Here is a 13,868-nt window from a genome sequence, read left to right on the forward strand (position 1 = left end):
CCGGTGCGCGCCTCAAGGCGCGCACCGTTACCGCCTCGGCCCGGTCGGGCAGGGGCGGCTCATCCGTTTCAGGCAGTCTTGCGGCACCCGGGTATCGCCGCAATTGACTGCTAAGCAGAGGGCCACTGGCCCACGAAGGAGATAGGCATGAACCAAGAGGTCATGAACCTTTTCAACCCGCAGGTGCCTGCGCAGACGTTCGACTCCATCCGTATTTCGATCGCGTCTCCGGAAAAGATCCTTTCCTGGTCGTATGGCGAGATCAAGAAGCCGGAAACGATCAACTACCGCACGTTCAAGCCGGAACGCGACGGTCTCTTCTGCGCGCGCATCTTTGGCCCGATCAAGGACTACGAGTGCCTGTGCGGCAAGTACAAGCGCATGAAGTACAAGGGCATCATCTGCGAAAAGTGCGGCGTCGAAGTCACGCTGTCGCGCGTTCGCCGCGAGCGCATGGGCCATATCGAGCTCGCCGCGCCCGTCGCCCACATCTGGTTCCTGAAGTCGCTGCCCTCGCGCATCGCCACGCTCCTCGACATGACCCTCAAGGATGTCGAGCGCGTTCTCTATTTCGAGAACTACATCGTGACGGAGCCGGGCCTGACCGCGCTCAAGGAAAACCAGCTTCTTTCCGAAGAAGAATACATGATCGCCGTCGATGAATATGGTGAAGACCAGTTCACGGCGATGATCGGCGCCGAGGCCATCTACGAGATGCTCGCCTCGATGAACCTCGAGAAGATCGCCGGCGACCTTCGTTCTGATCTGGCCGACACCACGTCGGACCTGAAGCAGAAGAAGCTGATGAAGCGCCTGAAGATCGTCGAGAACTTCATGGAATCCGGCAACCGCCCGGAATGGATGATCATGAAGGTCGTTCCGGTGATCCCGCCCGACCTGCGCCCGCTGGTTCCGCTGGACGGCGGCCGCTTCGCGACGTCGGACCTCAACGATCTCTATCGCCGCGTCATCAACCGTAATAACCGTCTGAAGCGCCTCATCGAGCTGCGCGCACCGGGCATCATCATCCGCAACGAGAAGCGCATGCTTCAGGAATCGGTTGACGCCCTGTTCGACAACGGCCGCCGCGGCCGCGTCATCACGGGCGCCAACAAGAGGCCCTTGAAGTCGCTGTCCGACATGCTCAAGGGCAAGCAGGGCCGCTTCCGCCAGAACCTGCTCGGCAAGCGCGTCGACTATTCCGGCCGTTCGGTCATCGTGACGGGTCCGGAACTCAAGCTGCACCAGTGCGGCCTGCCGAAGAAGATGGCGCTCGAGCTGTTCAAGCCGTTCATCTACGCCCGCCTCGACGCGAAGGGTTTCTCCTCGACCGTCAAGCAGGCCAAGAAGCTCGTCGAAAAGGAAAAGCCGGAAGTCTGGGATATCCTCGATGAGGTCATCCGCGAGCATCCGGTTCTCCTGAACCGCGCACCGACGCTGCACCGCCTGGGCATCCAGGCCTTCGAACCGATCCTGGTCGAAGGCAAGGCCATCCAGCTGCACCCGCTCGTCTGCACGGCCTTCAACGCCGACTTCGACGGCGACCAGATGGCCGTCCACGTCCCGCTCTCGCTGGAAGCCCAGCTTGAAGCGCGCGTGCTCATGATGTCGACGAACAACATCCTGCACCCGGCCAACGGCGCACCGATCATCGTTCCCTCGCAGGACATGGTTCTCGGCCTCTACTATCTGTCGATCCAGAACCAGAACGAGCCGGGCGAAGGCATGGCCTTCTCCGACATGGGCGAACTGCACCACGCTCTGGAAAACAAGGTCGTCACGCTGCACGCGAAGATCCGTGGCCGCTACAAGTCGGTCGATGCCGACGGCAAGCCGTACACGAAGATCTACGAGACGACGCCCGGCCGCATGATCATCGGCGAACTGCTGCCGAAGAACGGCAATATCCCGTTCGACATCTGCAACCAGGAAATGACCAAGAAGAACATCTCCAAGATGATCGACACGGTCTACCGCCATTGCGGCCAGAAGGACACGGTCATCTTCTGCGACCGCATCATGCAGCTCGGCTTCAGCCATGCCTGCCGCGCCGGCATCTCGTTCGGCAAGGACGACATGGTCATTCCGGACAGCAAGGTGAAGATCGTCGGTGACACCGAAAACCTGGTCAAGGAATACGAGCAGCAGTACAACGACGGCCTGATCACTCAGGGCGAGAAGTACAACAAGGTCGTCGACGCCTGGGGCAAGGCGACCGAAAAGGTTGCCGAGGACATGATGGCCCGCATCAAGGCCGTCGAGTTCGACCCGGAAACCGGTCGCCAGAAGCCGATGAACGCGATCTACATGATGTCCCACTCGGGCGCCCGCGGTTCTCCGAACCAGATGCGCCAGCTGGGCGGCATGCGCGGCCTCATGGCCAAGCCGTCGGGCGAGATCATCGAAACGCCGATCATCTCGAACTTCAAGGAAGGCCTGACCGTGAACGAGTACTTCAACTCGACGCACGGCGCCCGTAAGGGTCTGGCAGACACCGCCTTGAAGACCGCGAACTCCGGTTACCTGACCCGCCGTCTCGTCGACGTCGCGCAGGATTGCATCGTCACGCATGTCGACTGCGGCACCGACAAGGGCCTCACGATGACGGCGATCGTCGACGCCGGCCAGGTCGTGGCTTCCATCGGCACCCGCGTTCTCGGCCGTACGGCCCTGGACGACATCGATCATCCGGTCACGGGTGAGCGCATCGTCGATGCCGGCAAGATGATCCTCGAGGCCGATGTCGTCGAGATCGAGAAGGCCGGCATCCAGTCGATCCGCATCCGCTCGGCGCTGACCTGCGAAATCCAGACCGGCGTCTGCGGCGTCTGCTACGGTCGCGACCTTGCACGCGGCACGCCCGTCAACATGGGCGAAGCCGTGGGCGTCATCGCGGCTCAGTCGATCGGTGAACCGGGCACCCAGCTCACCATGCGTACCTTCCACCTTGGCGGCACGGCGACCGTGGTCGACCAGTCGTTCCTGGAAGCCTCGTATGAAGGCACGGTGCAGATCAAGAACCGCAACATGCTGCGCAACTCCGACGGCGCACTCGTCGCGATGGGCCGCAACATGGCGATCACCATCCTCGACGAGCGTGGTGTCGAGCGTTCCGCGCAGCGCGTCGCTTACGGTTCGAAGATCTTCGTCGATGACGGCGACAAGGTGAAGCGCGGCCAGCGTCTCGCCGAGTGGGACCCCTACACCCGTCCGATGATGACGGAAGTGGAAGGTACGGTTCACTTCGAAGACGTCGTCGACGGTATCTCGGTTCTGGAAACGACCGACGAATCCACCGGCATCACCAAGCGTTCGGTCATCGACTGGCGCTCGACGCCGCGCGGTACGGACCTGAAGCCGGCCATCGTCATCAAGGACAAGAGCGGCGCTGTCGCCAAGCTGTCCCGTGGTGGTGAAGCCCGCTTCATGCTCTCGGTCGACGCGATCCTTTCGGTCGAGCCGGGCCAGAAGGTCTCCCAGGGTGACGTTCTTGCCCGCTCGCCGCTGGAAAGCGCCAAGACCAAGGACATCACCGGCGGTCTGCCGCGCGTTGCCGAACTGTTCGAGGCCCGTCGTCCGAAGGACCACGCCATCATCGCTGAGATCGATGGTACCGTCCGCTTCGGCCGCGACTACAAGAACAAGCGTCGCGTGATGATCGAGCCGGCGGAAGACGGTGTCGAGCCGGTCGAGTACCTGATCCCGAAGGGCAAGCCCTTCCACCTTCAGGACGGCGACTATATCGAAAAGGGTGACTACATCCTCGACGGTAACCCCGCGCCGCACGACATCCTGGCGATCAAGGGCGTGGAAGCACTCGCTTCCTACCTCGTGAACGAAATCCAGGAAGTCTACCGACTGCAGGGCGTTGTGATCAACGACAAGCACATCGAGGTGATCGTTCGCCAGATGCTGCAGAAGGTCGAGATCACGGATGCCGGCGACTCGACGTACATTGTCGGCGACAACATCGACCGCATCGAGCTGGAAGACGTCAACGACGCCCTGATCGAGGAAGGCAAGAAGCCGGCTTACGGCGAGCCTGTCCTTCTCGGTATCACCAAGGCGTCGCTGCAGACCCCGTCGTTCATCTCGGCCGCTTCGTTCCAGGAGACCACCAAGGTCCTCACGGAAGCTGCGATCGCCGGCAAGACCGATGGCCTGCAGGGCCTCAAGGAGAACGTCATCGTCGGCCGCCTCATCCCGGCCGGTACCGGTGGCACCATGACCCAGATCCGCCGCATCGCGACGGCCCGCGACGAGATGATTCTCGACGAGCGCCGCAAGTCGACCGGCGCTGGCGTCGCGACCCCGATGCTGGCGGACCTCGCCGGCGGCGAAGGCGCCGCAGCCGAGTAAGCGCTGCCGCTCTTTTGACGAATGAAAAGGCCGCCCGAAATATTTCGGGCGGCCTTTTGTTTATGCGCAAGGACAGGCGAGGGCGGTTTGATCTGGCGCAATCGCTCAGTTTGGAGCGGTTCTAAAGTCCATTCGTATCCCAACGAATGGAGGTAGCCATGAAATTCCTGCTGGCGACTGTGGCCGCGACGGTCATCGCGACCGTGGCCTTTGCCGCCGATCCGGTTCCGGCCGATCTGCGCGCGACGGCGCTCGACATCTTCAAGCCCCTGCCGTCGACCTATCCGGCGGTCAACGACAATCCCATCACGAAGGAGAAGATCGACCTCGGCAAGGCTCTGTTCTTCGATCCGCGGCTGTCGGCCTCGGGCGTCTTCTCGTGCAATTCCTGTCACAACCTGGCGACCGGCGGCGACGACAACCTCGAAACGTCGATCGGCCACGGCTGGCAGAAGGGGCCGCGCAACTCGCCGACCGCCCTGAACGCGGTCTTCAACGAGGCGCAGTTCTGGGATGGCCGGGCGGAAGACCTGAAGGCGCAGGCCAAGGGGCCGATCCAGGCCGGAGTCGAGATGGCGAACACGCCGGCCCAGGTCGTCGCGACGCTGAAGTCGATGCCGAAATATGTCGACTGGTTCAAGGCCGCCTTCCCGGGCGAGGCCGATCCCGTGACCTTCGACAACATGGCCAAGGCCATTGAGGCCTTCGAGGCGACGCTGATCACGCCGGCGCCGTTCGACGCCTATCTCAACGGCGACGACGGCGCGATGACCGCGGAGCAGAAGGAGGGGCTCGCGCTCTTCATGGACAAGGGCTGCGCCTCCTGTCACAGCGGCATCAATATCGGCGGTAACGGCTACTATCCGTTCGGCCTGATCGAGAAGCCCGGTTCGGAAGTCCTGCCGGAGAACGACAAGGGCCGCTTCGCGGTGACGGCGACGGCGGACGATTCCTACGTCTTCCGCGCCGCGCCGCTGCGCAACGTCACGCTGACGGCGCCGTACTTCCATTCGGGCAAGGTATGGAACCTGAGGCAGGCCGTGGCCATTATGGGCACCTCGCAACTCGGCGAGGACCTGTCGGAGACGGAAGTCGACCGCATCGTCGCCTTCCTCGGTTCGCTGGAAGGGCGCATGCCTGAAGTGGTCTATCCGGTGCTGCCGGCAGAGACGGGCGATACGCCCCTGCCGAGCGGCGAAGTCAAGTAGGCGACGGGGTGGCGGTCGTCACGCGAAGCGGATGATCGCCACTTCCCCTTCGAGGGCGCCCTTGTAGGCGGAGGCGTGCGGCTCTTCCTCGGGCTCGCCGGTCAGCGTGCCGATCTGGTCGAGGTCTGCCTCGAGGAAGCCTTCCTCCGAAAGCGCGTTCAGCGCCTCGCGTACGGCGGTGTCGTCGTCGGGCGCACGCAGCATGACGTGGATGTCGATGCCCTCGTCGCCCTCGCGCTCATAGGCCTTGCCGATGATGATGAAGACCATCGGCTCCTCGAGCGTGCTGTTGTCGTTGTCGGCGTCTGACGCCATGGCGGGCTCCTTTCGGGATCGGGTTGTGCTCGTTCTATAAAGGGTAGGGCGGCAGGACCCAAACGCAAAATCGCCGCTGCTTCCAAAAGAGCGGAAAGGGAATCGGTGAGCGTCCCGCCGACTCTTTCCGGTTGATTCCGTCTTCATGCTTTCTTAATGTTCGCCTGCGAAGGCTGCCGGGCTCAGGGAGCCGTCGAAACGGCGCAGGGCAGGGGCTTGAAGCCCTGCTTTTCAGGCGGGTCAGCCATCCGCTCCCGGGATTCTTTAGCGCCGCCCCTTGACCTTTCGCCCTTTAGTCAGTATTCCGCACGCCATCAGAGCCTATGTGAGGCTGGCTGGTTCGGAATGACTCGTTCTGAAGTTCGCCTCAAACAGGGCTCGACGCACGTTGAGAACATGAATGCTGCACGCATGACGCGGTTATAGCGCGTCCTCTGCCTAATGAGGTCATCCGCTAGAGGCGGATTGGCCTTTTATTGCGCATGAACACGCGTGTGGCCATGGACTCGCCCGTGAGGGTGACGATTTATCCGCCCGCAAGGGTAACGAGACTAGATTTGCAAGGGATGGTTATATGCCTACCGTAAACCAGTTGATCCGCAAGCCGCGCCAGGCGTCGGTAAAGCGCAACAAGGTTCCTGCTCTGCAGGAAAACCCCCAGAAGCGCGGCGTTTGCACCCGCGTCTACACGACGACCCCGAAGAAGCCGAACTCGGCTCTGCGTAAGGTCGCCAAGATCCGCCTGACCAATGGCTTCGAAGTCATCGGCTACATCCCGGGCGAAGGCCACAACCTGCAGGAACACTCTGTCGTCATGATCCGTGGCGGCCGCGTAAAGGACCTTCCGGGCGTGCGCTACCACATCATCCGCGGCGTTCTCGACACCCAGGGCGTCAAGAACCGCAAGCAGCGCCGCTCCAAGTACGGCGCGAAGCGTCCGAAATAATACAGTAACCGGCGCCATTTCGCTGGTCGGAACCTTTTGAAGAAAGACGAAAAGTATGTCCCGTCGCCATAGAGCAGAAAAGCGCGAGATCAACCCGGACCCGAAGTTCGGCGACCTCGTAGTCACCAAGTTCATGAACGCCATCATGCTGGACGGCAAGAAGTCCGTCGCCGAAACGATCGTTTACGGCGCCTTCGATGTCGTGCAGGGCAAGGCCAAGCAGGATCCGGTGACGGTTTTCCATTCGGCTCTCGACAACGTCGCGCCGCACGTCGAAGTGCGCTCGCGTCGCGTCGGCGGTGCGACCTACCAGGTTCCGGTCGACGTTCGTCCGGAGCGCCGTCAGGCTCTGGCTATCCGCTGGCTGATTGCCGCTGCCCGCAAGCGTAACGAAACGACCATGGTCGAGCGCCTCTCCGGCGAACTCATGGACGCAGCGAACAACCGCGGCAGCGCCGTCAAGAAGCGCGAAGACACGCACAAGATGGCTGACGCCAACCGTGCATTCTCGCACTACCGCTGGTAACCGAAACTAGACGTCTCGAAAGGAGTCCCAGATGGCTCGCGAATATAAAATCGAAGACTACCGCAACTTCGGTATCATGGCGCACATCGACGCCGGCAAGACCACGACGACCGAGCGTATCCTGTACTACACCGGTAAGAACCACAAGATCGGCGAGACCCACGACGGCGCGTCGACGATGGACTGGATGGAGCAGGAGCAGGAGCGCGGCATCACCATCACGTCCGCTGCCACCACGACCTTCTGGAAGGGCCGTGACGGCAAGGCTCGCCGCTTCAACATCATCGACACCCCCGGCCACGTCGACTTCACCATCGAAGTCGAGCGTTCGCTGCGCGTTCTCGACGGCGCCATCGCGCTGCTCGACTCCAACGCCGGCGTTGAGCCGCAGACGGAAACCGTCTGGCGTCAGGCCGAGAAGTATCATGTTCCGCGCATGATCTTCTGCAACAAGATGGACAAGACCGGCGCTGACTTCTACCGCTGCCTTGACATGATCAAGTCGCGCCTCGGTGCGATCCCGGTCGCCATGCAGCTGCCGATCGGCGCCGAGACCGAGTTCAAGGGCGTCATCGACCTGATCGAGATGAACGCTCTCATCTGGCGCGACGAATCGCTCGGCGCACAGTGGGACGTCGTCGAGATCCCGGAAGACCTGAAGGAAAAGGCCGAGGAATACCGCGAGAAGCTCATCGAGACCGTCGTCGAAGTCGACGAAGCCGCGATGGAAGCCTATCTCGAAGGTAACTACCCGGACAACGACAAGATCCGCGAACTCGTTCGCCGCGGCACGATCGACGTGAAGTTCCACCCGGTCTATTGCGGTACCGCGTTCAAGAACAAGGGCGTTCAGCCGCTTCTCGACGCCGTCGTCGACTTCCTGCCGTCGCCGATCGATATCCCGGCGATCAAGGGCATCGACGTGAAGACGGAAGCCGAGATCGAGCGTCACGCCGATGACGCCGAGCCGCTCTCCATGCTCGCGTTCAAGATCATGAACGACCCCTTCGTCGGTTCGCTGACCTTCGCTCGCATCTACTCGGGCAAGCTCGAAAAGGGCACGTCCGTCATGAACACGGTCAAGGACAAGCGCGAGCGCGTCGGCCGTATGCTTCAGATGCACTCCAACTCGCGTGAAGACATCGAAGAAGCCTTCGCAGGCGACATCGTTGCTCTCGCCGGCCTCAAGGACACGACGACGGGCGACACGCTCTGCGATCCGCTCAAGCCGGTCATCCTCGAGCGCATGGAATTCCCGGAACCGGTTATCCAGATCGCCATCGAGCCGAAGACGAAGAACGACCAGGAAAAGATGGGCCTCGCCCTGAACCGCCTGGCCGCCGAAGACCCGTCCTTCCGCGTCAAGACCGACGAAGAGTCCGGCCAGACGATCATCGCAGGCATGGGCGAACTTCACCTCGACATCATCGTCGACCGCATGCGTCGCGAGTTCAAGGTCGAAGCCAATGTCGGCGCTCCGCAGGTTGCTTACCGTGAGACGATCACGCGCAAGACCGAGAAGGACTACACGCACAAGAAGCAGACCGGTGGTACCGGCCAGTTCGCCCGCGTGAAGCTCGTCTTCGAACCGAACCCGGATGGCGAAGATTTCGTCTTCGAATCCAAGATCGTCGGCGGTGCTGTTCCGAAGGAATACATCCCGGGCGTTCAGAAGGGTATCGAAAGCGTTCTGTCTTCGGGTCCGCTCGCAGGCTTCCCGATGCTCGGCGTCAAGGCGACGCTCATCGACGGCGCCTTCCACGACGTCGACTCCTCGGTCCTCGCCTTCGAAATCGCATCGCGTGCCTGCTTCCGTGAAGCATCCCGCGAAGCCGGCGCCCAGCTCCTGGAGCCGATGATGAAGGTCGAAGTCGTGACGCCGGAAGACTATGTCGGCGACGTCATCGGCGACCTGAACTCCCGCCGTGGCCAGATCCAGGGCCAGGAATCGCGCGGCATCGCCGTCGTGATCTCCGCCCATGTGCCGCTGGCGAACATGTTCAAGTACGTCGACAACCTGCGCTCCATGTCGCAGGGCCGCGCCCAGTACTCGATGGTCTTCGACCATTACGCGCCGGTTCCGTCGAACGTCGCACAGGAAATCCAGGCAAAGTACTCCGGTCAGAAGTGACCGGGGTATCCCCCTTAAAGTTTTGAACGAATTTCCCTTCGGGGATCAGGAACGGAGAGCCGGAAATGGCAAAAGGTAAGTTTGAGCGCAACAAGCCTCACGTAAACATCGGCACGATCGGCCACGTTGACCATGGCAAGACGTCGACGACTGCAGCGATCACGAAGTACTTCGGCGAGTTCAAGGCGTACGACCAGATCGACGCTGCTCCGGAAGAAAAGGCCCGCGGCATCACCATCTCGACGGCGCACGTCGAGTATGAGACGGCCAACCGTCACTACGCGCACGTCGACTGCCCCGGCCACGCCGACTACGTCAAGAACATGATCACCGGTGCTGCCCAGATGGACGGCGCGATCCTCGTCGTCTCGGCTGCCGACGGCCCGATGCCGCAGACCCGCGAGCACATCCTGCTCGCCCGTCAGGTCGGCGTTCCGGCGATCGTCGTGTTCCTCAACAAGGTCGACCAGGTCGACGACGCCGAGCTTCTCGAGCTCGTCGAGCTGGAAGTTCGCGAACTGCTGTCGTCCTACGAATTCCCGGGCGACGACATTCCGATCGTCAAGGGCTCGGCTCTTGCCGCCCTGGAAGACTCGAACAAGGAAATCGGCGAAGACGCGATCCGCGCCCTGATGGCCGCTGTCGACGACTACATCCCGACCCCGGAACGTCCGATCGACCAGCCCTTCCTGATGCCGATCGAAGACGTGTTCTCGATCTCGGGCCGTGGTACGGTCGTGACCGGTCGCGTCGAGCGCGGCATCGTCAAGGTCGGTGAGGAAATCGAGATCGTCGGCATCCGTCCGACGACGAAGACGACCTGCACGGGCGTTGAAATGTTCCGCAAGCTGCTCGACCAGGGCCAGGCCGGCGACAACATCGGTGCGCTGCTGCGTGGTGTGAACCGTGACGGCGTCGAGCGTGGCCAGATCCTGTGCAAGCCGGGTTCGGTCAAGCCGCACAAGAAGTTCAAGGCCGAAGCCTACATCCTGACGAAGGAAGAAGGCGGCCGTCATACGCCGTTCTTCACGAACTACCGTCCGCAGTTCTACTTCCGCACGACGGACGTCACGGGCATCGTGACGCTTCCGGAAGGCACGGAAATGGTCATGCCGGGCGACAACGTGACGGTTGACGTCGAGCTGATCGTTCCGATCGCGATGGAAGAAAAGCTGCGCTTCGCTATCCGCGAAGGCGGCCGTACCGTCGGCGCCGGCATCGTCGCCTCGATCGTCGAGTAAGTCTTAAGGCTTCAGGCCGCTGAAATAGGAAGGGCAGGATCGCATCCTGCCCCTCCGGTCTTTGATAATTTAGCGGACTGGCCTTTCGGCATTGTGTTTTCGTGCGCCTTCCTTTATGGGAAGCGCCAGAATCAAAAAAGCGCATTCCCCAAGAGAATCGCGCGGATAACGAACTAAGGAAAAGTCGTATGAACGGCCAGAACATCCGCATCCGCCTCAAGGCGTTTGACCACCGGATCCTTGATGCCTCCACGCGTGAAATCGTGTCGACGGCAAAGCGTACCGGCGCAAGCGTCCGCGGCCCCGTTCCTCTCCCGACCCGTATTGAAAAGTTCACGGTCAACCGTTCGCCCCACGTTGACAAGAAGAGCCGTGAACAGTTCGAGATGCGCACCCACAAGCGCCTGCTCGACATCGTAGATCCGACGCCGCAGACGGTCGATGCTCTTATGAAGCTCGATCTTGCGGCCGGTGTGGACGTAGAGATCAAGCTCTAAGTCCTGGCGCAAGCCGAATAACAAGGAAGGTACGTGGCGAAAGCCGACGTCTTCTAAAAACGGGAAACCCGACGGCCTTCGAGCCCGAGTGGAATCCTTAAACCAAGAGGCATGACGGGACGTCACGATCCCGCCAGGACTTCTAAGAGGATTGAACCATGCGTTCAGGTGTGATTGCACAGAAAGTAGGGATGACTCGCGTCTATAATGACGCAGGTGAGCACATCCCGGTAACAGTATTGCGACTGGACAACGTCCAGGTCGTTGCCCAGCGTACGCAGGACAAGAACGGCTACACGGCTGTTCAGCTCGGCGCCGGCTCTTCCAAGGTGAAGAACACGGCAAAGGCGCTGCGCGGCCAGTTCGCCGCTGCAAGCGTCGAGCCGAAGGCCAAGCTCGTCGAGTTCCGCGTTTCGGAAGACAACCTCATCGAGATCGGCGCGGAACTCACCGCCAGCCATTTCGTCGCCGGCCAGCTCGTCGACGTTACCGGCACCACGATCGGTAAGGGTTTCGCCGGTGCCATGAAGCGCCACAACTTCGGCGGCCTTCGTGCAACGCACGGCGTTTCCGTTTCGCACCGCTCGCACGGTTCGACGGGTAACAACCAGGACCCGGGCAAGGTCTGGAAGGGCAAGCGCATGGCTGGTCACATGGGCCAGACGCGCGTCACCACCCAGAACCTCGAAGTCGTCTCCACCGACGAAGAGCGCGGTCTCATCCTCGTCAAGGGCGCAGTCCCGGGCTCCAAGGGCGCCTGGATCGTCGTTCGTGACGCCGTCAAGTCCGGCACCCCGGCAGACGCTCCGCGTCCGGCCGCCGTGCGCGCCGCAGCCAAGTAAGGGAGCCTGATCATGGATCTCAAAGTCACGACCCTCGACGGGAAGGACGCCGGCAAGGTCTCCCTCTCCGACGCGATCTTCGGCCTCGAGCCGCGCGAAGACATCATTGCCCGCGTCATCCGCTGGCAGCTCGCCAAGAAGCAGCAGGGCACGCACCAGTCGCTGACCCGCGGCGAAGTCGCTCGCACCGGCTCGAAGATGTACAAGCAGAAGGGTACGGGCCGCGCTCGTCACCATTCGGCTCGCGCTCCGCAGTTCCGCGGCGGTGCCAAGGCTCACGGCCCGGTATCCCGCAGCCACGCCCACGACCTGCCCAAGCAGGTTCGCGCGCTCGGCCTGCGTCACGCCCTCTCGGCCAAGATCAAGGCTGACGACGTCATCATCATCGATGATCTCGTTGCTGCAGAAGCAAAGACGAAGGCTCTGGCCGGCGCATTCGCTTCGCTCGGCCTCACCAATGCCCTCTTCATCGGCGGCGCTGAACTTGACGGCAACTTCAAGCTCGCAGCGCGCAACATCCCGAACGTGGATGTCCTGCCGATCCAGGGTATCAATGTTTACGACATTCTGCGCCGCGGCAAGCTCGTGCTCTCCAAGGCTGCTGTAGAAGCCCTCGAGGAGCGGTTCAAATGACGGATCTTCGCCACTACGATGTGATCGTATCTCCTTCGATCACCGAAAAGTCGACGCTGGTATCCGAAAACAACCAGATCGTCTTCAACGTTGCCAAGCGTGCCTCCAAGCCTGAAATCAAGGCTGCGGTCGAAGCACTCTTCGGCGTCAAGGTCACGGCTGTGAACACGCTCGTCCGCAAGGGCAAGGTAAAGCGTTTCCGCGGCTTCGCCGGCCGGCAGGGAGATGTCAAGAAGGCTATCGTCACGCTCGCTGACGGTCAGTCCATCGACGTCTCCACCGGGCTCTAATCGGGCAGTCGGCTAAAAGGGAAACAAGAAAATGGCATTGAAACACTTCAATCCGACCACTCCGAGCCAGCGTCAGCTGGTCATCGTCGACCGGTCGGGCCTTTACAAGGGCAAGCCCGTCAAGGCTCTGACCGAAGGTCTCTCCAAGAGCGGCGGTCGTAACAACCTCGGCCGCATCACCGCCCGCTTCATCGGCGGCGGTCACAAGCGCACCTACCGTCTCATCGACTTCAAGCGTCGCAAGTTCGACGTCGAGGGCACGGTCGAGCGTCTGGAGTACGACCCGAACCGTACGGCGTTCATCGCTCTGGTGAGCTACCCCGACGGCGAGCAGGCCTACATCCTGGCTCCGCAGCGCCTGGCAGCCGGCGACAAGGTCATCGCGTCCGACAAGGCCGTTGACGTCAAGCCCGGCAACACCATGCCGCTGCAGTACATCCCGGTCGGCTCGATCGTTCACAACGTCGAAATGAAGCCGGGCAAGGGCGGCCAGATCGCCCGCTCCGCCGGCACGTTCGTCCAGCTCGTCGGCCGCGACCAGGGCATGGCGATCCTTCGCCTGAACTCGGGCGAACAGCGCCTGGTTCACGCGTCCTGCCTCGCAACGATCGGCGCCGTATCCAACCCGGACCACGGCAACATCAACGACGGCAAGGCCGGTCGCACCCGCTGGCGCGGCAAGACCCCGCATAACCGCGGTGTCGTCATGAACCCGGTCGACCACCCGCACGGCGGTGGTGAAGGCCGCACCTCCGGTGGCCGTCATCCGGTATCCCCGTGGGGCAAGCCGACCAAGGGCAAGCGTACCCGTTCGAACAAGTCCACGGACAAGTTCATCATGCGCTCGCGCCACTTGAAGAAGAAGTAAGAGAGGTAGTCA

12 protein-coding genes are annotated in these 13,868 nt (G+C 61.9%); 11 read left to right on the top strand and 1 reads right to left on the bottom strand.

Features of this window, described 5'->3' with window-relative positions:
- Positions 1-147: 147 nt before the first annotated feature.
- Both rpoC and ACZ48C_RS06285 read left to right on the top strand, forming a co-directional pair.
- Positions 148-4,359 carry a DNA-directed RNA polymerase subunit beta' gene (rpoC, locus tag ACZ48C_RS06280; RefSeq protein WP_119259252.1) on the top strand — a complete coding sequence of 1,404 codons (4,212 nt, stop codon included), beginning with the start codon at positions 148-150 and terminating at the stop codon, positions 4,357-4,359.
- 158 nt (positions 4,360-4,517) lie between these two features.
- A complete protein-coding gene (locus ACZ48C_RS06285) occupies positions 4,518-5,567 on the top strand; it encodes a cytochrome-c peroxidase (protein ID WP_464782517.1) in 1,050 nt (349 codons plus the stop codon).
- An 18-nt stretch (positions 5,568-5,585) separates the two neighbouring features.
- Here ACZ48C_RS06285 and ACZ48C_RS06290 read toward each other — a convergent pair whose 3' ends face one another.
- Positions 5,586-5,882 (bottom strand): transcriptional regulator, encoded by a 297-nt coding sequence (locus ACZ48C_RS06290; protein WP_119259250.1) that lies wholly within the window; start codon positions 5,880-5,882, stop codon positions 5,586-5,588.
- Between the two features lie 574 nt (positions 5,883-6,456).
- Here ACZ48C_RS06290 and rpsL point away from each other — a divergent pair.
- From rpsL to rplB, 9 genes are all read left to right on the top strand, one after another.
- Positions 6,457-6,828 (top strand): 30S ribosomal protein S12, encoded by a 372-nt coding sequence (gene rpsL, locus ACZ48C_RS06295; protein WP_022719193.1) that lies wholly within the window; start codon positions 6,457-6,459, stop codon positions 6,826-6,828.
- 55 nt (positions 6,829-6,883) lie between these two features.
- The gene (rpsG, locus tag ACZ48C_RS06300) at positions 6,884-7,354 is read left to right on the top strand and encodes a 30S ribosomal protein S7 (protein ID WP_069059038.1); all 471 of its coding nucleotides are present in this window, start codon (positions 6,884-6,886) and stop codon (positions 7,352-7,354) included.
- A gap of 31 nt (positions 7,355-7,385) precedes the next feature.
- A complete protein-coding gene (gene fusA, locus ACZ48C_RS06305) occupies positions 7,386-9,485 on the top strand; it encodes an elongation factor G (protein ID WP_119259249.1) in 2,100 nt (699 codons plus the stop codon).
- 65 nt (positions 9,486-9,550) lie between these two features.
- A complete protein-coding gene (gene tuf, locus ACZ48C_RS06310; RefSeq protein ID WP_318911422.1) occupies positions 9,551-10,726 on the top strand; it encodes an elongation factor Tu in 1,176 nt (391 codons plus the stop codon).
- A gap of 188 nt (positions 10,727-10,914) precedes the next feature.
- The gene (rpsJ, locus tag ACZ48C_RS06315; protein ID WP_003507767.1) at positions 10,915-11,223 is read left to right on the top strand and encodes a 30S ribosomal protein S10; all 309 of its coding nucleotides are present in this window, start codon (positions 10,915-10,917) and stop codon (positions 11,221-11,223) included.
- Positions 11,224-11,381: 158 nt separating this feature from the next.
- Positions 11,382-12,065 carry a 50S ribosomal protein L3 gene (gene rplC, locus ACZ48C_RS06320; protein WP_119258431.1) on the top strand — a complete coding sequence of 228 codons (684 nt, stop codon included), beginning with the start codon at positions 11,382-11,384 and terminating at the stop codon, positions 12,063-12,065.
- 12 nt (positions 12,066-12,077) lie between these two features.
- Positions 12,078-12,698 carry a 50S ribosomal protein L4 gene (gene rplD / locus ACZ48C_RS06325; RefSeq protein ID WP_119258430.1) on the top strand — a complete coding sequence of 207 codons (621 nt, stop codon included), beginning with the start codon at positions 12,078-12,080 and terminating at the stop codon, positions 12,696-12,698.
- Complete coding sequence (locus ACZ48C_RS06330; RefSeq protein ID WP_117372286.1) at positions 12,695-12,988, top strand: 50S ribosomal protein L23; 294 nt, start codon at positions 12,695-12,697, stop codon at positions 12,986-12,988. The genes rplD and ACZ48C_RS06330 overlap by 4 nt, the downstream gene beginning before the upstream one ends.
- A 31-nt stretch (positions 12,989-13,019) precedes the next feature.
- Positions 13,020-13,856, top strand: a complete 837-nt coding sequence (gene rplB, locus ACZ48C_RS06335) for a 50S ribosomal protein L2 (RefSeq protein ID WP_119258429.1) — start codon at positions 13,020-13,022, stop codon at positions 13,854-13,856.
- The last annotated feature ends 12 nt before the right edge of the window (positions 13,857-13,868 follow it).

Source organism: Shinella sp. 1A1 (genome assembly GCF_055379515.1).